Annotated in this window: 15 protein-coding genes; 9 read left to right on the top strand and 6 right to left on the bottom strand. The window is 66.1% G+C overall.

Features of this window, described 5'->3' with window-relative positions; genetic code table 11:
- The first annotated feature begins 3 nt into the window (after window positions 1-3).
- The 7 genes from AN936_RS15565 to AN936_RS15535 all read left to right on the top strand — a co-directional run bounded on the left by AN936_RS15565 (window position 4) and on the right by AN936_RS15535 (window position 8,699).
- Window positions 4-2,355, top strand: a complete 2,352-nt coding sequence (locus AN936_RS15565; RefSeq protein ID WP_054588905.1) for a glycerol-3-phosphate 1-O-acyltransferase — start codon at window positions 4-6, stop codon at window positions 2,353-2,355.
- A gap of 1 nt (window position 2,356) precedes the next feature.
- Window positions 2,357-3,928: a wax ester/triacylglycerol synthase family O-acyltransferase gene (locus tag AN936_RS15560; protein ID WP_054588904.1), complete on the top strand. Its 1,572-nt coding sequence runs from the start codon at window positions 2,357-2,359 to the stop codon at window positions 3,926-3,928.
- A gap of 23 nt (window positions 3,929-3,951) precedes the next feature.
- Complete coding sequence (locus AN936_RS15555) at window positions 3,952-5,400, top strand: DUF3336 domain-containing protein (protein ID WP_054588903.1); 1,449 nt, start codon at window positions 3,952-3,954, stop codon at window positions 5,398-5,400.
- A gap of 2 nt (window positions 5,401-5,402) precedes the next feature.
- On the top strand, window positions 5,403-6,263 hold the full coding sequence (locus AN936_RS15550; RefSeq protein ID WP_054588902.1) for an alpha/beta hydrolase: 861 nt from the start codon (window positions 5,403-5,405) through the stop codon (window positions 6,261-6,263).
- A complete protein-coding gene (locus tag AN936_RS15545) occupies window positions 6,260-7,192 on the top strand; it encodes an alpha/beta fold hydrolase (RefSeq protein ID WP_054588901.1) in 933 nt (310 codons plus the stop codon). Before AN936_RS15550 ends, AN936_RS15545 begins: the two co-directional genes overlap by 4 nt.
- A gap of 40 nt (window positions 7,193-7,232) precedes the next feature.
- Window positions 7,233-8,234 carry an NAD(P)H-dependent glycerol-3-phosphate dehydrogenase gene (locus AN936_RS15540; protein ID WP_054588900.1) on the top strand — a complete coding sequence of 334 codons (1,002 nt, stop codon included), beginning with the start codon at window positions 7,233-7,235 and terminating at the stop codon, window positions 8,232-8,234.
- A gap of 126 nt (window positions 8,235-8,360) precedes the next feature.
- Window positions 8,361-8,699, top strand: a complete 339-nt coding sequence (locus AN936_RS15535) for a hypothetical protein (RefSeq protein ID WP_054588899.1) — start codon at window positions 8,361-8,363, stop codon at window positions 8,697-8,699.
- A gap of 273 nt (window positions 8,700-8,972) precedes the next feature.
- On the opposite strand, the gene AN936_RS15530 is transcribed toward AN936_RS15535, so the two are convergent.
- From AN936_RS15530 to AN936_RS15510, 5 genes are all read right to left on the bottom strand, one after another.
- Window positions 8,973-10,127: an acyl-CoA dehydrogenase family protein gene (locus AN936_RS15530; RefSeq protein WP_054588898.1), complete on the bottom strand. Its 1,155-nt coding sequence runs from the start codon at window positions 10,125-10,127 to the stop codon at window positions 8,973-8,975.
- The gene (locus AN936_RS15525) at window positions 10,124-11,329 is read right to left on the bottom strand and encodes an acetyl-CoA acetyltransferase (protein WP_054588897.1); all 1,206 of its coding nucleotides are present in this window, start codon (window positions 11,327-11,329) and stop codon (window positions 10,124-10,126) included. Before AN936_RS15525 ends, AN936_RS15530 begins: the two co-directional genes overlap by 4 nt.
- Window positions 11,330-11,521: 192 nt before the next feature.
- Window positions 11,522-12,961 carry a 3-oxoacyl-[acyl-carrier-protein] synthase III C-terminal domain-containing protein gene (locus AN936_RS15520; RefSeq protein ID WP_054588896.1) on the bottom strand — a complete coding sequence of 480 codons (1,440 nt, stop codon included), beginning with the start codon at window positions 12,959-12,961 and terminating at the stop codon, window positions 11,522-11,524.
- Window positions 12,958-13,806 carry a MaoC/PaaZ C-terminal domain-containing protein gene (locus tag AN936_RS15515; RefSeq protein ID WP_054588895.1) on the bottom strand — a complete coding sequence of 283 codons (849 nt, stop codon included), beginning with the start codon at window positions 13,804-13,806 and terminating at the stop codon, window positions 12,958-12,960. The genes AN936_RS15520 and AN936_RS15515 overlap by 4 nt, the downstream gene beginning before the upstream one ends.
- Window positions 13,806-14,723 carry an SDR family NAD(P)-dependent oxidoreductase gene (locus tag AN936_RS15510; RefSeq protein WP_054590333.1) on the bottom strand — a complete coding sequence of 306 codons (918 nt, stop codon included), beginning with the start codon at window positions 14,721-14,723 and terminating at the stop codon, window positions 13,806-13,808. Before AN936_RS15510 ends, AN936_RS15515 begins: the two co-directional genes overlap by 1 nt.
- An 89-nt stretch (window positions 14,724-14,812) precedes the next feature.
- Here AN936_RS15510 and AN936_RS15505 point away from each other — a divergent pair, with 89 nt between their 5' ends.
- On the top strand, window positions 14,813-15,556 hold the full coding sequence (locus tag AN936_RS15505; protein WP_054588894.1) for an IclR family transcriptional regulator: 744 nt from the start codon (window positions 14,813-14,815) through the stop codon (window positions 15,554-15,556).
- Here AN936_RS15505 and AN936_RS15500 read toward each other — a convergent pair whose 3' ends face one another.
- Window positions 15,557-16,186 (bottom strand): TlpA family protein disulfide reductase, encoded by a 630-nt coding sequence (locus AN936_RS15500; RefSeq protein ID WP_054588893.1) that lies wholly within the window; start codon window positions 16,184-16,186, stop codon window positions 15,557-15,559. It abuts the gene before it with no gap.
- Here AN936_RS15500 and argH point away from each other — a divergent pair.
- Entirely contained in the window at window positions 16,185-17,555 is a 1,371-nt protein-coding gene (gene argH / locus AN936_RS15495; RefSeq protein ID WP_054588892.1) for an argininosuccinate lyase, read from the top strand. The genes AN936_RS15500 and argH overlap by 2 nt on opposite strands.
- Window positions 17,556-17,557 lie beyond the last annotated feature (2 nt).

Below are 17,557 nucleotides of genomic sequence, written 5' to 3'. Positions count from 1 at the left end.
GGCGTGGCGGACGGAACGCCCCGCACCGAAATCGTGGCGGAGGAGGCGGCCGACCGGCTCTATATCATCGACGCGCGCAACCGGGTCGAGCGGCGCATATTGCTCGACTGGATCCACGCGACGGCGGGCGATCTGGGGGGAGACCGCGCGCCGCAATGGGCCAGCCTGTCGATCGCCGACGGCGACCATGCGCTCGACCTCGATCAATTGAAGGCGCGGCTCGCCGGAGCGCCCGGGCGGCAGGTTGTGCCGCTGCGCGTCGCCTGGCGCATTCCGGGGTTCGAGCGCGACCGGGCGCTGAAATTCCGCCATCTGATCTTCGGCGACCCGCGCCAGCCGGGGCCGCTGCGCTCGCAATTCATCCTGTGGCGCGACCGCCGCCGCGCGCAGATCCTCGTCGGCGAGGCGGCCACGCAGGCGGCGCTGAAGGATCGCTTTCTGGCGCAGACGGGAGGCGGCGACGGCGGGGAGGAAGGCGGCGCCGAATATGCGGGCTTCGTCGCGCGGCAGGCGGGGCTCGCGCTCGACGTCGCCGAACGCGGCATCCGCGGCAGCCGCTACAAGGTGCCGCGCTTCGTCGCCGACGGCCTGCGCACGAGCCCGAAATTCCGCGCCGCGCTGGCCGAGCTGTCCGAAACGCTCGGCCGCCCGGTCGGCGATCTCTACCGCGAAGCACGGCCGCTGATGAAGGAGGTCATCGCCCGGCCGAGCGCGCTGTTCCTCGACCTTCGCGCCAAGCTCGACCGGATGATGTTCGGCGGCTACGCGCCCGAGATGGAGGCCGACGCGGTCGAACTCGCCCGGTTGCGGTCGATCCTGCGCGAGCATCCGACCTGCATCCTGTTCACGCACAAGACCTATATCGACGGCGCGACGCCGAGCCGGCTGCTCTACGAGAACGACATGCCGATGCTGCACAGCTTCGGCGGTGCCAATCTCGACATTGCGGTGATGGGCGAATTCTTCCGCCGCTCGGGGATGATTTTCATCCGCCGCAGCTTTCAGGGGCAGCCGGTCTACAAGGTTGTGCTGCGTCACTATATCGCCTGGCTGCTCGCCAAGCGCTTCCCGCTGTCCTGGGCGTTCGAGGGCACGCGCTCGCGGCTCGGCAAGCTGATGCCGCCCAAATATGGCCTGATGAAATATGTCCTCGACGCGGCGCATGCGACCGGCACGCGCGACGTTCATTTCGTGCCTTTCGTGACGAGCTTTGACCTGATCCGCGATGTCGAGGAATATGCCGCCGAGCAGACGGGGCGGAACAAGAAGCCGGAGAGCCTGAGCTGGTTTCTCGGCTATATGCGCAGCCTGCGCGCGCCGTCGGGGCGCATCCGGCTCGACATCGGCAATCCGGTGGTGATCGATATGGCGCCGGGGCCCGACGACAAGCGCGCGCTCGAAAAAATCGCCTTCGCGGTCGCGGTCGAGGCGAACCGGGTGACGCCGCTGACGGTGACCTCGGTGATGTGCCTGATCCTGCTCGGCACCGCGCCGCGCGGGGTGACCGCGACCGAATTGCTCGCGACCATCGCGGCGGTTGCCGACTGGGCGCGCGCCCGCGGCATCCGGCTCAGCAAGGAACTCGAAAGCGGCGACGATGCCGCGCTGTCGGCGACGGTCGACACGCTCGTCGCGAGCGGGCTGCTGACGCGTTACGAGGCGGGCAGCGAGAGTGTCTATTCGATCGACCCCGCCAAGCATCCGATGGCGAGCTATTACCGCAACATCATCGTCCACCATTTCCTCGATCGCGCGATGATCGAGATCGCGCTGTTCGAGCTCCGCGATGGCGACAGCAAGGATGCGACCGCGGCCTTCTGGGCGAAGATCGACCGCCTGCGCGATCTGTTCAAATTCGAATTCTTCTATCCGCCGCGGGGCGAGCATATGGCCGCGCTGCAGGCCGAGCTCGAACGGATCGATCCGGTGTGGGATCGCCGCCTTGCAAGTGGCGACCGCGGTGTCGCACAGCTTATCCGGCGCTGCCAGCCGCTCGTCGGCCACGCGATCCTGCTGCCCTTTGCCGAGGCCTATTCGGTCGTCGCCGACCTTGCGGCGCGCGCGCGGCCGGGCGAGGAGATCGACGAAAAGACGCTGCTCGACGCGGCGCTCGTCGAAGGCAAGCAGGCCTATCTGCTCCGCCGGATCAGCAGCGAGGCGGCGATCGGCAAATTGCTGTTCGCCAACGGCCTGTCGCTGATGCGGCATATGGGGATGGCGGGGACGGCGACGCCCGACAGCCTGAACGCCCGCCGCGCGTTGCTGATGGAACTGCGCGGGCTTGCCAACGTCATGGAATCGATGCGCCTCGCGACGCTCGCGCTCGCGGACCGCTTGCCACCATCGGGAGGATAGGATGCTCAAACAGCTCAGCGCGCAGGACGCCCAGTTCCTCTATACCCAGACGGCAAACAATCTGACGCATATCATGGGGGTCTATATCTACGACCCGTCGACCGCGCCGGGCGGATTCGTGCGTTTCAAGGACATTATCCGCCACGTCGAAAGCCGCGTCGATACCTCGCCCTTGTTCAAGCGCCGCCTGCACCGGCTGCCGTTCGACGTCGACCATCCCTATTGGGTCGAGGACGAGCATTTCGACATCGAGGCGCATATGAGCCACGCGCGGCTGCCCGAGCCCGGCGACTGGCGGCAATTCACAATCGCGGTCGCGCGCTATTTCTCGAAGCCGATGGATATGAACCGCCCGCTCTGGGACATTTATATCATCGAGGGGCTCGACCGCATCGAGGGCATTCCGAAGGGCAGCTTTGCGATGCTCCACCGCGTTCACCATGCCGCAGTCGACGGCGCGTCGGGGGCGCACGCCTTCATCGCGATGAGCGATATCGATGCGAAGGGCACGCCGGCGATCGCCGAACCGCCACCGCCCGAAAATCTCGGCAAGCCGCCATCGAGCGCCGAGGTCGTCACCCGCGCCTGGTCGGCGTCGATGCAGTCGCCGGTCAAGTTCATGAATGCGCTGCTGAAGATGTCGCCCGCGCTGGTGTCGGCGGCGCGCAAGACGATGATGACCGAAGGCGGGATGACCGCCGGTGTTCCCGAAACGCGCTTCAACGTGCCCGTCGGGCCGCACAAGATGTTCGACGCGACGACGGTCGCGCTCGCCGATGTCGCGGCAATCCGCGCGAAGGTGCCCGGCGCGACGGTCAACGATGTCGTGCTGACCACCGTCGGCGGGGCGCTGCGCAAATATCTCGCGAAGCACAAGGAACTGCCGAAGGAGAGCCTCGTTGCGGTCGCGCCGATCAATCTGCGCGGCAAGGGCGGCAAGGCGGCGACGCCCGGAAACCAGGTGTCGGCGATGAGCGTGCCGGTGCGCAGCGACATCGCCGATCCGCTGGGCCGGCTCGCGGCGATCCGCGACTATACGGTCGAGGCGAAGGAAGCGAAGGCCGGGGTCAGCGCGCGCATCATGACCGACCTGTCGCAGCATATCCCCGGCGCGACGATGGCGGCGGTGGCGCGGATCGTGACGAGCGAGCGCTTCGCGGTGCGCGGCACCAACCTCTTCATCTCGAACGTGCCGGGCGCGCAGGTGCCACTCTATCTGGCGGGCGCACAGCTTGTGCAGCAGCACGGCATGGCGCCGCTCGCGAACAATATGGGGCTGTTCGTCGCGACGCCGAGCTACAATGGCCGCATCGCCTTTTCGATCATCTCCGAACGGTCGGTGATGCCCGATATCGCCTTTTTCCGCGAATGCATCGACGAAAGTTTCGCCGACCTGATGGCCGCGGCACCGAAACCCGAAAAAGCGAAAGCTGCTACGGAAAAGCCGAAGGTAGCGGCCAAGGTCGCGCCAAAACCGGCGGCGAAAGCGAAAACTGCGCCAAAACCGGCCAGCAAACCGAAGGCGAAACCGGTTGCCAAAGGCAACGCAACCGGCAAGACTCGTAAAAAATAAATCATGTCTTGCAGGAAGACCGAATGCTTTTCACCCCGACGCTCAGCGCCGATCGCGATCTTGTGACCGCGCCCGATTATATCGTCTGGGCCAAGGCGGCGCGCGAGCATGACCGGAAATCGGGGGCGCAGGCGTGGCGCGATGCCGACGAAAGCAAGCATTTCGACTATAGGGCGATCCGCGGCCGGCTGGAAAAGCTGCGCAAACTGTCGGCGGCGGGTGACGTCAAGGGGCTGCTCTTCGTGCTCAACGAGGGCATCCACGGCAATATCGACGGCATGGGGCACGAGCGGCTGTACCAGAAGGCGCGCTTCGGCACGAAAAAGCTGATCGAGGATTATGTCGCCGAGGTGGTCGCGGCGCTCGACAAGATCGCCGCGTCGCGCGGCATCCCGCGCGAGGAAAAGCGCGATTTCTTCCGCCGTGCCCAGCATTGCTACGGCCGCTCGGCGCTGCTGCTGTCGGGCTCGGGCAGCTTCCTCTTCTTCCATATCGGCGTCGTCAAGGCGCTCTGGAGCGAAGGCGTGCTGCCGAACATCCTCGCCGGATCGAGCGGCGGTTCGATCGTCGCTGCGGTCGTCTGTACGCGCAAGGACGCCGACGTCGGCCCCTTCCTCGAAAGCGAGCGTCTCGCCAACCCGGCGCGCGATCCCGAGATGCGGCGGCTGGCGCCCGACGAGGTTGCGGCGCGGCTGGCCGAACTGATCCCCGACCTGACCTTTCAGGAGGCTTATGAAATCAGCGGCCGCCACCTCAACGTCTCCGTCGCGCCCGCCGAAAAGCACCAGAACGGGCGCCTGCTCAACGCGATCACCGCGCCCAACGTGCTGATCCGCGAGGCAGTGCTCGCCTCGTGCGCGGTGCCGGGCGTTTTCCCGCCGGTGATGCTGATGGCGCGCGACGAGAGCGGCAAGCGCGTGCCCTATCAGCCTGATCGGCGCTGGGTCGACGGGTCGGTCACGCACGACATCCCGACCAAGCGGCTCGAACGCCTCTATGGCGTCAACCACCATATCGTCAGCCAGGCGAACCCGCTGGCGCTGCCTTTTGCGACCGACACGCGCAAGCAGATGGCGCCGATCGAGGCCATCCAGCACGCGTCGATGGCGACCTTCAAGGCGTGGCTCAACGCCAATATGGTGATCTTCCAGAAGCCGCTCGAAATGGTGCCGCCACTCAACAGCCTTGCCAACCTCGCGCGCTCGGTGATCAATCAGGAATATACCGGCGATATCAACATCATCCGCCCCCCGAAATTCTGGTCGCCGACGAAGATTCTCTCCGACCTGTCGCGCGACGACATCGACGAACTGATCGACAGCGGGATGCGCACGGCGTGGCCGAAGATCGAGATGGTGCGGACGCAGACCGCGATCAGCCGCGCGCTCGACGTCATTCTCGCCAAGATCGACAAAGCGGGCGACGACGGCCCCGGCCACCGCAGCGCGGCGCTCAAGAAGGCGGTGCGCTGACCGTGGCGACGGGCGCGATCGTCCTGCCCGCCGGATCGGCCGGTGCCGGTGCGGCGCTTCACGTCACCCACTGGCTGCCCGCAACCGCGCCGAAAGCGATCGTGCTGCTCGCGCACGGTTATGCCGAGCATGCCGGACGCTATGCGCATGTCGCGAAGCGGCTGACCGATGCGGGTTATGGGGTCTATGCGATCGATCATTGGGGGCACGGGCGGTCGGACGGGACGCCGGGGTTCGTGCCGCGCTTTTCGGCCTTCACCGACGGCATGGCCGAACTGCTGACATTGGTCGAGGTCAATCACGGCGATACGCCGCGCCTGCTGCTCGGTCACAGCATGGGCGGGCTGATCGCGACCTTGTTCCTGATTGAGCGCCAGCAAGCGTTCGTCGCTGCGGCGCTTTCGGGCCCTGCGATCGTGTCGGGGGCGCCGCCCTCGCGTTTCACGGTGTGGATCAGCCGCTTCCTGTCGCGCTTCTTACCGCACCTCGGGGTGCTAGCGCTCGATGCCAACGGCGTCAGCCGCGATCCTGCGGTGGTCGCCGCCTATCTCGCCGACCCGCTCGTCTACACCGGCAAGATCGGCGCGCGGCTGGGCAAGGAATTCATGGACGCAATGGCGGCGGCGCAGGCCGGTGCGCCGAAGATCCGCCTGCCGATCCTGCTCCAGCATGGCGAGGCCGACAGCCTCGCCTCGACCGAGGGGTCGCAATATCTGTTCGACCATGTGTCGTCGGCGGACAAGACGCTCAAAATCTATCCGCGCCTGTTCCACGAAATCTATAATGAACCCGAACAGGACGCGGTCCTGAGCGATCTGGTCGGCTGGTTCGATGCGCATGTGAGCTCGGAGGCCACGGCATGAGAATCCTGCTCGTCCTCCTCTTTGCGCCGCTGATCGCGCTCGCGCTGATGTATTTCATTTTCCCCGGCCGCCTGCTTGCGCTTGGCCGCTGGCTGCTGCGCAAGCGTGGCGGCACGGTGCAGAAAAGCGTGGCCGTAAATGGCCGCGCCTGGCCCTATCTGGAAGGCGGCGACCGGTCGAAGCCGTTGCTCCTCCTCGTCCATGGTTTTTCGGGCGACAAGGATAATTGGTCGATGATCGCGCCCTATCTGACGCGCGATTATCACGTCATCGCGCCCGACCTGCCCGGTTTCGGCGAGAATGAACGCAACCCGGAACTCGCCTATGACATCGAGGCGCAGACGCGGCGGCTCAAGGAATTTTCCGACGCGCTCGGTCTCGCGCGGCCGCATATCGCGGGCAACAGCATGGGCGGCTGGATCGCGCTGCGCTATGCGCTCGATTATCCGGATGCGCTGGCCAGCCTGATCCTGATCGACAATGCCGGGGTGCTCGGCGCGGACGAGAGCGACCTTCAGAAGCAGGCGGTCGAAGGGGAGGGTAGCCCGCTCGTTCTCGCCAGCCTTGAGGATGCCGACCGGCTGGTGGCGATGGTCGTCCACAAGCCGCCCTTCATCCCGCGGCGGCTGAAACCCGCGCTCTACGCCGACGGGCTGCGCTACCGCGACCAGCTCGACACGATCTTCTGGATCATCGCCAACGAAGCGCGCGACCATCCGCTCAACGGCCGGCTCGGCGAGGTGAAGGTGCCGACATTGATCCTGTGGGGCCGCCATGATCGCGTCATTGATGTGAGCTGCGTCCCCGTCCTCGAAGCGGGGATCGCGGGCAGCCGCTCGCACATCATGGAGCATGTCGGTCATGTTCCGATGGTCGAGGACCCGAAGGGGACGGCCGAGGTGATCAAGGGCTTTCTTGCCAAGCTGTGAGAAGCGCGCCACTCTCCTGCGAAAATAGCGGGAGAGGTTCATGCGGTTGAAGGTCGGGCTGCTCGGTGGGGGCAGTTGGGGAACGACGGTCGCGTCGGTGGTGTCGCGCAATGCGCCGATCACGCTGTGGGCGCGCGATGCGGAGACCGTCGACGGCATCAACCGCGACAATGAGAACCGCAAATATCTGCCCGGCATCAAGCTGCCGCTGGCGCTCGGCGCCACCGCCGACATGGGCGACGTCGTCGCGGGGGCCGATGTGCTGGTGATGGGCGTCCCCTCGCACAGCTTTCGTAGCGTGTTGGAGGAAGCGAAGCTGCATCTCCGCCCATGGGTGCCGGTGATCAGCCTGACCAAGGGGCTCGAACTCTCCTCGGGCAAGCGGATGACTGAACTGATCGAGGAAGTGCTGCCCGGCCATCCCGTCGGCGTCCTCACCGGCCCCAATCTGGCGCGCGAGATCATGACCGGGCAGGCGGCGGCGAGCGTGCTCTCGATGGAAGACGAGATCGTCGTCCGCGCGCTCCAGCCGGTGTTCCATTCGGGTCTGTTCCGCGTCTACACCAACACCGACCTGCTCGGCTGCGAACTCGGCGGGGTGCTCAAGAATATCATCGCGATCGCGGTCGGCATGGGCGACGGGTTGGGGGCGGGCGACAACACGCGCGCCGGGCTGATGACGCGCGGGCTGGCCGAGATCACCCGGCTCGGCGTCGCGATGGGCGGGCGGCCCGAGACTTTTGCGGGGCTCACCGGCATGGGCGACCTCATCGCCACCTGCACCAGCACGCTGTCGCGCAACCGCCATGTCGGGGTCGAGCTCGGCAAGGGGCGGCATATCGACGAGATCATCGCGGGCATGAACATGGTCGCCGAGGGGGTGAAAAGCGCCCCGACGGTGATCGCGCTCGCCGAAAAGCACGCTATTGCGATGCCGATAGCGCAGGATGTGTTCGATGTGACGCAGGGAAAGCGGAGCGCGCAGGATGTGTTTCGCGGTCTGCTCCGCTCGGCGGTCGGCGACGAAGCGCACCCCGGCTGAGGCTATTCCAGACGATTCCGCTACCAGCCGTGCCAATTCATCGGCCAGCCGGGAAGAAAATCGCCCGTTGCTTCGTTTTCTCCTGTGACGCTCCGCTGCGGTGGAGCGCAAATCAGGAGTTGGACAATGAAAAAGTGGACCACCCTCGCCGTTCTGATGGCTCTCCCCGCCAGTGTCGCCGTTGCGGCCGTGCCCTATGGCTCGATGCCGCCGGGATTCGAGGCGCCGCACATCCGCACCGCCCCGATCGCGGGCGTCGTCAACCAATATTGGTATAATTACAAGGCCGACATTCTGGAGGCAGAGAAGGAGCTGACCAGCGACCTTCGCCATGCCACCGACCGCGAGGACCGCTGGGACGCGTGGGATGAATGGGAGACCGAGGTGGTCGACGCCGACAAGGATTATGTGAAGGAAATGCGCAAGAAGGGCTATCGCAGCGGCCGCGTGACGGTCGGCGGCTAAGCCTTCGACGCTTACCCGGACCTTGCTCCGGGTCGCAGGGAAGGGCGGGCGTGATCGGGCGCCCGCCCTTCTTTGCGTCTTTGTCCGCTCCCGGTCGAAACGCGACATTGGCCTAAACCACATCCGTCACCCCGGGCTTGACCCGGGGCCTGCCTTTTCGGGTTCAGGGGCGCAAGTGCGCGGCGCTGGCTTCCCACGCTTTGGACCCCGGCCTTCGCCGGGGCACTCAAAACGGCCGAACGTCCGCTCCTCACCCCAAAGCAGACTTTCCGCTCAATAGCTCCGCGGCATTCCCAGCACATGCTCCGCCACATAGGACAGGATCATGTTCGTGCTGATCGGCGCGACCTGATAGAGGCGCGTTTCGCGGAACTTGCGTTCGATGTCATACTCGGCCGCGAAGCCGAAGCCGCCGTGGGTCTGGATGCACGCCTCGCCCGCCGCCCAGCTCGCCTCGGCGGCGAGCATCTTGGCCATATTTGCCTCGGCCCCCGCATTCTCGCCCGCTTCATATTTGGCGATGCCATCGTGGACGAGCAATTCGGCGGCGCGCATCTGGGCATAGGCGCGAGCGATCGGAAATTGCACACCCTGATTCTGGCCGATCGGGCGCCCGAACAGCACGCGTTCCTTCGCGTATGCGCTTGCCTTGTCGATGAACCACTTCGCGTCGCCGATGCATTCGGCGGCGATCAGCAGCCGTTCGGCGTTCATCCCCGACAGGATATAGCGGAAGCCCTTGCCCTCCTCGCCGATCAGGTTGGCGGCAGGAATGCGCATATTATCGAAGAAGATTTCGGTCGTCGCATGGTTCATCATCGTGTCGATCGGGCGGATCGACAGCGTGCCCGCGGCAAGCGCTTCCTTCATGTCGACAAGGAAGACCGACAGGCCTTCGGTGCGGCTCGCCGCCTGATCGCGCGGCGTCGTGCGCGCGAGCAGGATCATCAGGTCGCTATGCTCGGCGCGGCTGGTCCATAGCTTCTGTCCGTTGACGACATAATGATCGCCGTCCTTCCGCGCGACGGTCTTCAGGCTCAGCGTGTCAGTGCCGCTCGTCGGTTCGGTGACCCCGAACGCCTGCAGGCGGAGTTCGCCGGTCGCGACCTTGGGGAGATAGCGCGCCTTCTGCTCCTCTGAACCGTGGCGCAGCACGGTGCCCATCACATACATTTGCGCGTGCACCGCGCCGCCGTTGCAGCCCTGCCGCTGGATTTCCTCGAGGATCGCCGCGGCGGCCGACAAGGGCAGGCCGGCGCCGCCATATTCTTCGGGGATCAGCGCGGCGAGATAGCCCGCTTCGCCGAGCGCGGCGACGAACTCCGACGGATATTCGCGGACCTTGTCTTTCGCCTGCCAATAGGGGCCGGGAAAGGCGGCGCAGAGCTTCGCGACTTCTTCGCGGATGGCGGTGTAATCGTGGCTCATGCGTCGGCGCGCCCGATGATCGCGATCGACGACACATTCTGGTTCGGCATGCCGCCGAGGTTATGGCTCAAAGCAAAGACCGGATTGTCCTGCCGCTGGCGTTCGCCGGCGCGGCCGAGAAGCTGGAGATAATTTTCGTAGATCATCCGGAGGCCCGATGCCCCGATCGGATGGCCGAAGCATTTGAGCCCGCCGTCGATCTGGCAGGGGATCTGGCCGTCGGCGTCGAAGAAGCCGTCGAGCACGTCGCGCCAGCCCTGGCCCTCCTTCGAGATATGAAGATCCTCCATCGTCACCAGTTCGGTCACCGAGAAACAGTCGTGAACCTCGATCAGGCTCAATTGCGACCGCGGGTCGGTGATCCCCGCCTCGTCATAGGCCTTGGTCGCGGCGACGCGCGTCGTGTGGAAATAGCTGCCGTTCCACCCCGATGCCTGCATCTCCCAGCCGTTCGAGGTCGCGAGCTGGAGCGCCTTCACCGTCACGATATCGGTCTTGCCGAGCGCGCGCGCGATTTCGGGCGTCGTCACGATCGCGCAGGCGGCGCCGTCGCTGACCCCGCAGCAGTCGAACAGGCCCAGCGGCTCGGCGATCATCGGCGCGTTCAGCACCTGATCCATCGTCACCGCCTTTTGCAGATGCGCCTTGGGGTTCTTTGCGCCATTGGCGTGGCTCTTGACCGAGACATGCGCCATCGCGCGCTTGAGGTCGTCCTTGCCGACGCCGTGGACGCCGCGGTACGCGCTCGCGAGCTGGGCGAAATTGCCCGGCGCCGATCCGGTGATACCGATCATGTCGTGCGTCGTGCCGCGGGTGCGGACGGGCAGGCCGCCATAGCCGGTGTCCTTGAGCTTCTCCGCGCCCATCGCCAGCGCGATGTCGCACGCGCCCGAGGCGACGGCATAGACCGCGCCGCGAAAACTTTCGGTGCCGCTGGCGCAGTAATTTTCGACCTTGGTGACGCCGATGTCGGGCAGTCGCAGCGCGACCGCGAGCGGGATGCCGCTCGGCCCGATATTCTGCGCGTCGAAGGCGGCGCCGAGCCACGCGGCGTCGATCTGGCTCGCCTCGATCCCGGCGTCGGCCATCGCCTCCTCATAGGCTTCGAGCATGAGCTGGTCTTCGTCCTTGTCCCAGCGTTCGCCGAACTTCGCGCAGCCCATGCCCAATATGGCGACCTTGTCGCGGATACCCTTGGCCATCGTCTCGTCTCCACTTCTTTCCCTCTCCCGTTGGGAGAGGGTTGCGAAAGCTTGGCAGCTTGCTGCCTAGCTGAAGCTGGGCGAGGGGATCGCCGCTGGCGGAATCATGCGCCCGCCGAAACCCTCATCCAACTGCGCCTAGCCGCTTCGCGACAAGGCTCCCTATCCTTCTCCCGGCGGGAGAAGGAAAGATCAGAAAGCCGGCGCGGCTTTCCAGAAATAGCGGCGGAACCCCCGGTTCTCGTCATAGGCCTTGATGCGGAACATCATGCGCAGATCGGCGCCGACGTCGAGCGCATCGCCCGCGAAATCGGTGAACTCGGTCATCATGCGCCCGCCGCCGACAAAGTCGATATTGCCATAATAGCTCGGCGGATCGGGCGAGTAAGTGAGCGCGTCGGCAGTCCAGGTGAGGATTTTGGCGGGGACTTCGGCGAGGGGATAATCTTCCTGCGTGCCGACCGCATGGTCGTTAGCGTTGACGCTGACCTCGCTCTTGGGGAACTGCACCGTCCCCGTCTTGGTGCAGCGACCGCCGACGAGCCCGAGCACCGCCTTGCGATTGCGCCAAAGCGCGGTGAGCGCGGTCTTGCTGTCGTGCTCGGCGCGCATCCCGCGGTCGAGCTGGAGCAGCCCGCGATGGAAGAGATATTTGGCATAGTTGCTCGACTCGATCCGCCGCGCGAGCCAGCCTGACACTCCGAGCCGCGGCTTGACCGACCCGATCGCGCCGGTGACTTCCAACAGGATGAGGTCGCAGCCCTGACCGAAGCTCGCGAGCAGGATGCGCTCGCCCGGCTTCGCCTTTTCGAGCGTCGCTGCGAGCATCACCAGCGCATGTGCCGCGCCGGCATGGCCGAGGTTCGCACCGAGCGTGTCGGCGACCGCGCCCTCCCCGATGCCCGCTTTCTTCGCGAGCATCTCGGGCACGCCCTTGACCGCGACGGGGACGACGAAATGGTCGATCGCCGCGCCCTCAACACCGGCTTTTTCGAGCAGCGCCGCGATGGCGGGATTCATGATCCGCGCAAAGCCCTCGTCGCGTACCCAGCGCGCTTCCCAGTCATAGTCGTGCGCTTTGCCGGCCTCGCGGAAATGATCGACGAAATCCATCGTGATGCTGTGGCTCGCGACGAACGTGGCGATTGGTGTGCCGGTGCCGACGAGGACGGCCGCGGCGGCATCGCCGCTCGTCATCTCGCGTTCGGACGCGGGCTTGGGCGTCGTGATTTCCGCCGCCGTGACCAGCGTGGTTTCGTTCCCGCCCAGCGCTGCCAGCAGCGCCGAGGTCGCGGCCCGCTGCGATCCGGCGACATCGAGCGCGCCGACCGCGTCGGGCAGGTTCAGCGCTTCCTTGACGATGCCGGCATTCTGGCGGTCGGCGAAGGGCAGGGTGGTCGAGGCGATGGCGACGCGCTCGATGGTCGTGCGGTCGATCCCTTCGAGCGCATCGCGCGCGGCCTCGACCGCCATGGTGACGCTGTCCTCGTCCCAATTGGCGACCGCTTTCTCGCCCTTGGCGAGCCCGCGCAGGCCGCCAGCGAACCAGCCGTTCGTCGCATGGATCGCGCTGCGCTGCAGCCGGGTGACCGGCACATAGGCACCGAAGGACAGGATTCCGAACTCGATCATGCTGTCTCCGCATAGCCGTTGGTAAAGACAATCTTGTCGCGCTCGACGACGCGGGCGCGGAAGGCGAGCTTGCCACCATCCCCAGATTCTTTGGAGTCCCAGATCGATGTCTCGATCGTCTCGCCCGGATAGACCGGCGCCGAAAAGCGGCCGTCGATCCGCTTGAGCCGGGCGGGTTCGTTCCCGCAGCGCGCCGCGAGCAAGGCGCGTCCGATAACACCGTAGGTTGCGAGGCCGTGCAGGATCGGCGCTTCGAACCCGCCCGCCCTGGCGACATCGGGGTCGATGTGCAGCGGGTTGAGGTCGCCCGACAGGCGATAGATTTGCGCCAGATTGGCGGTGCTGGTCAGCGTCACGATGTCGTCGGGCGCACGATCGGGGACCGGGTGCGGCACCGGGGCGCCTTCGGACGATCCGCCGAAGCCGCCGTCGCCGCGCAGGAAGGTCATCGAGCGCGAGGTCGCGAGATGCATGCCAGCACCGTCGTGAATCTCGCGTGTCACCATCGCAAGCGCGCCCTTGTCAGCGCCCTTGTCATAGAGCGCCTCGATCCGGGTCGACCCGACGATCTCGCCCGCGACCGGCAGCGGCGCGTGGAGGACCGTCGACTGTTCGCCGTGCAGGATTTTCTGCCAGTTCGCGCCATAGGCGGGGTCGCGCCAGAAGAAGCCGGGATAGCCGAGCGTCACCGCCATCGTCGGCAGCGCCTGCAGCCGTTCCTCGAATAGGAAGTCGAGTTCGGTCGCGCCGACGCCGAGCGCGTAGAGGATCGTATCGCGCCGCGTCAGCACCTGCCGCGTTACGATCGGCGGCATCGACAGCAGCTTGTCAGGATCGATCGCCATCAGATCGGATCGTAGCCAAACACGTCGCCCGAGCGCTCGGCCGGATCGGCGAAGCTGCCGCGGAAGGCCGGGAGCATCTCGTCGGCAATCGCCTGCGGGGTCCAGCCCTCGTTCTTCTGCATCGAGCGGATCGGACGCGGTTTCGAGAAGAGGAAAATCTCGTTCTTGCGGACGCCGAAGACCTGATTGCTGACCTCTTTCGACGCGTCGCTGGCGAGGAAGGCGACGAGCGGGGCGATCTTGTCGGCGGTCATCGTCTTCATGCGCTCGATGCGCAGTGCCTCGGCCTCGTTGGTCGCGGGGATCGTCGCAATCAGCCGGCTCCATGCAAAGGGCGCGATGCAGTTCGACCGCACCCCGGCGCGCGCCATGTCGAGCGCGATCGACTGCGACAGTCCGACGATGCCGAGCTTCGCCGCCGAATAATTGGCCTGGCCGAAATTGCCGATCAGCCCGCTGGTCGAGGTGAAATGGATAAAGCTGCCCGACTGCTGGTCGCGGAAATAGGGCGTCGCCGCCTTCGACACGTTGAAACAGCCGTTCAGGTGAACGTCGATCACCGCATTCCAGTCTTCATGGCTCATCTTGTGCCAGATGCGGTCGCGCAGGATGCCGGCGTTGTTGACCACCGCGTCGATGCGGCCGAACGCCTGCACCGCATCCTCGATGATGCTCGCCGCGCCCTTGGGGTCGGAAACGCTGGCGCCGTTCGCCAGCGCCTTGCCGCCGGCGGCCTTGATGTCGTTCACCGTTTCCTGTGCCGGCGACAGGTCGGCGCCTTCGCCTTCCGCACTGCCGCCGAGGTCGTTGACGACGACTGCCGCGCCTTCCTTCGCGCAAAGCAGGGCGATTTCGCGCCCGACCCCGCGCCCTGCGCCGGTTACCGCCACTACCTTGCCGTCCAGCATCCCGCCCATCGCATCCTCCATTTCATCGGTTCGAAATCGGCTAGTTGAGTCGGTCTATATATTCAATATAAAGAATTGTGTTTTCACAATGAAGAAAAATGGCGGTGCACGTGGCAGACGGGGTGAGATCGGTTTCGCAGGCTTTTGCGATCATGCGGCTGTTCGCCGATTCGGAGACGCTGACCTTGTCCGATGTCAGCCGGGCGGTCGGCCTCAGTCCCTCGAGCGTTTTCAACCTGCTCGGTACTTTGCTGGGTGAAGGGGTGATCGTCCGCGAACAGCCGGGAAAACGCTATCGGCTCGCTGATGCGTGGCGGCGGTCGGGACTGCTGCGCGACGGCGATGCACGGCGGCTGATCGATCGCATGGTGCCGTTGCTGGCGGAATTCGCGCAGGCGCATGAAGTCACCGTCGGGCTGTGGCAGACCGCGTCGCGCGATCGTATGCAGCTTGTCGCGCACGCCGAAAGCAACGCGGTGCTCCGCATCCATCTCGCGCGTGGGCAGCGCCAGCCGCTCGGCGGCGGCGCGGTCGGGCGCGCGATCGCCGCGGCGCAAGCCCCCGGACCGGACGAAATCGCGCGCCGTTTCGCTGCGGTGCGCTGGCAAAAGCCCGTGTCGCTGGCCGTCTACGCCGAGCAGATCGGCGCGGCGGCGCAGGCGGGCTATGCGCTCGACGACGGCCATACCCACATCGGCATCTGCACCCTCGCGGCGGTGATTCCGCAGGCGAAGCCCGAGTTTTGCGTTTCGGCCAGCTTTTTCGCGGGGGCGCGGAGCGCGGTGGATGTGGCGGCGCTTGGCAGGGCCCTCGTCGAACTGGCGCAAACCGGCGCCGATTGATCAGCCCGCTTCGGCGAGCAATTTCTGCGCTTCTTCGCCCTGCCAGTCGATCGCGCCGACCACCCGCCAGACCTCGCGACCCTCGGCATCATAAAGGATGCTCGTCGGCAGCGCGCTGTTCGCGGCGTCGAGCAGGCCGTTCTGCGGATCGATATAGGGCTGGAGTGCTGTCAGTCCCGCCTTCTGGAACCACGGGTCGACGACCTCGGCGCCTTGCAGGTCCTGTGCCACCGCGATCACCGTCATCGTCTCGCGGCGCGTTGCGGCAAGTTTGTCGAGCGTCGGCATTTCGGCAACGCACGGCGCGCACCATGTCGCCCACAGATTGACGAGCAGCGGCTTGCCCTTGAACGCGGCAAGCGTCAGCGGCGCGTCGTCGGGCCCGCGAAACGCCGCCGCCGGGGCGGATTTTCCGGCATTGCCGCGTTCCACGACATGCTCGAATTGCCCTACGGCAGGGGTCCCTTTCGCTTCACCGCGCGAAATATTTCCTTCACCCGGCACCGCTTGCTCCGCCGCCTGCTTTTCCCTATCGCAGCCCGCGATCGATCCGGCGAGGCAGAGCGCGAGGATCAGGGCGATTTTTCTCGGGACGCGTTGAATGGCGGAATCTCCGGACAGCAACAGCATGTGGGGTGGCCGCTTCGGTGGCGGACCCGCGGCGATCATGCAAGAGATAAACGCGTCGATCCCTGTCGATAAGCGCCTGTGGGGAGAGGATATCGCTGCCAGCCGCGCGCACGCCGCGATGCTGGGCGCGACGGGCATCATCGCGGCGGAGGATGCCGTGGTGATCGACCGCGGCCTCGCCGAGATCGCCGAAGAATTCGCGCGCGACGGCGTGCCGGTCGATCTTGCGCTCGAAGACATTCACATGACCGTCGAATCACGGCTCAAGGAGCTGGTCGGCGAGGCGGCCGGGCGGCTGCACACCGCACGCTCGCGCAACGATCAGGTCGCCACCGACTTCCGCCTGTGGACGCGCACCGCCTGCGAGCGGATCGACGCCGGGCTGGCGGCGCTGCAAACGGCGCTGCTGATGCGGGCCGAGGAGCATGCCGACAGCATCATGCCCGGCTTCACGCATCTGCAGGTCGCGCAGCCGGTGACGCTCGGCCACCATCTGCTCGCCTATGTCGAGATGTTCGGCCGCGACCGCGGCCGTTTCGCCGACGGCCGCGCGCGGCTCAACGAATCGCCGCTCGGTGCGGCGGCGCTCGCGGGCACCGGATTTCCGGTCGACCGCCACGCGACGGCGACGGCGCTCGGGTTTGCCCGGCCGATGGCGAACAGCATCGATGCCGTCTCGGACCGCGACTTCGCGCTCGAATTCTGCGCCTCGGCGTCGATCGCCGCGATCCACCTTTCGCGCCTCGCCGAAGAGGTGGTGATCTGGGCGAGCCAGCCCTTCGGTTTCGTCAGCCTGCCCGACGCCTGGTCGACGGGCAGCTCGATCATGCCGCAAAAGCGCAACCCCGATGCCGCCGAACTGGTGCGCGGGCGCGCAGGACTGCTGCTCGGGGCGTTCCAGCGGCTCAGCGTCATCGTCAAGGGCCTGCCGCTCACCTATTCGAAGGATCTGCAGGACGACAAGGAAACGCTGTTCGGCGCCTTCGACGCGCTGGCGCTGTCGCTCGCCGCGATGACCGGGATGGTCGAGACGCTGACCTTCCGCACCGACCGCATGCGCGCGCTCGCTGCGTCGGGCTATTCGACCGCGACCGACCTTGCCGACTGGCTGGTGCGCGAGGCGGGGTTGCCGTTCCGCGAGGCGCATCATGTCGTTGGGGCCTGCGTCAAGCGCGCCGAGGAGTTGGGCGTCGAGCTGTCGGCGCTGCCTGCTGCCGACGCGGCCGCGATCCACGCAGCGGTTACGCCCGAGGTGCTCGCCGCGCTGACCGTCGAGGCGTCGGTCGCCAGCCGCACCAGCTATGGCGGTACCGCCCCCGAACGGGTAAGGCAGGCCATTGCTGCGGCGCGTGCCGCCTCGAAGGAATAGGA

Source organism: Sphingopyxis macrogoltabida, from assembly GCF_001307295.1.
Taxonomy (GTDB): Bacteria; Pseudomonadota; Alphaproteobacteria; order Sphingomonadales; family Sphingomonadaceae; genus Sphingopyxis; species Sphingopyxis macrogoltabida_B.
Note: the sequence above shows the minus strand (reverse complement) of the source record. Positions and strands in the feature narration are given on the sequence as shown.

What these genes read in the sequence shown, in the direction of transcription:
- AN936_RS15545 (WP_054588901.1), top strand. Translation starts at nt 6,260, where the DNA reads ATGAGAATCCTGCTCGTCCTCCTCTTTGCGCCGCTGATCGCGCTCGCG.
- AN936_RS15515 (WP_054588895.1), bottom strand. Translation starts at nt 13,806, where the DNA reads ATGGCGATCGATCCTGACAAGCTGCTGTCGATGCCGCCGATCGTAACG.
- AN936_RS15535 (WP_054588899.1), top strand. Translation starts at nt 8,361, where the DNA reads ATGAAAAAGTGGACCACCCTCGCCGTTCTGATGGCTCTCCCCGCCAGT.
- AN936_RS15540 (WP_054588900.1), top strand. Translation starts at nt 7,233, where the DNA reads ATGCGGTTGAAGGTCGGGCTGCTCGGTGGGGGCAGTTGGGGAACGACG.
- AN936_RS15530 (WP_054588898.1), bottom strand. Translation starts at nt 10,127, where the DNA reads ATGAGCCACGATTACACCGCCATCCGCGAAGAAGTCGCGAAGCTCTGC.
- AN936_RS15520 (WP_054588896.1), bottom strand. Translation starts at nt 12,961, where the DNA reads ATGATCGAGTTCGGAATCCTGTCCTTCGGTGCCTATGTGCCGGTCACC.
- AN936_RS15505 (WP_054588894.1), top strand. Translation starts at nt 14,813, where the DNA reads ATGGCGGTGCACGTGGCAGACGGGGTGAGATCGGTTTCGCAGGCTTTT.
- argH (WP_054588892.1), top strand. Translation starts at nt 16,185, where the DNA reads ATGTGGGGTGGCCGCTTCGGTGGCGGACCCGCGGCGATCATGCAAGAG.
- AN936_RS15500 (WP_054588893.1), bottom strand. Translation starts at nt 16,186, where the DNA reads ATGCTGTTGCTGTCCGGAGATTCCGCCATTCAACGCGTCCCGAGAAAA.
- AN936_RS15555 (WP_054588903.1), top strand. Translation starts at nt 3,952, where the DNA reads ATGCTTTTCACCCCGACGCTCAGCGCCGATCGCGATCTTGTGACCGCG.
- AN936_RS15510 (WP_054590333.1), bottom strand. Translation starts at nt 14,723, where the DNA reads ATGGGCGGGATGCTGGACGGCAAGGTAGTGGCGGTAACCGGCGCAGGG.
- AN936_RS15525 (WP_054588897.1), bottom strand. Translation starts at nt 11,329, where the DNA reads ATGGCCAAGGGTATCCGCGACAAGGTCGCCATATTGGGCATGGGCTGC.
- AN936_RS15560 (WP_054588904.1), top strand. Translation starts at nt 2,357, where the DNA reads ATGCTCAAACAGCTCAGCGCGCAGGACGCCCAGTTCCTCTATACCCAG.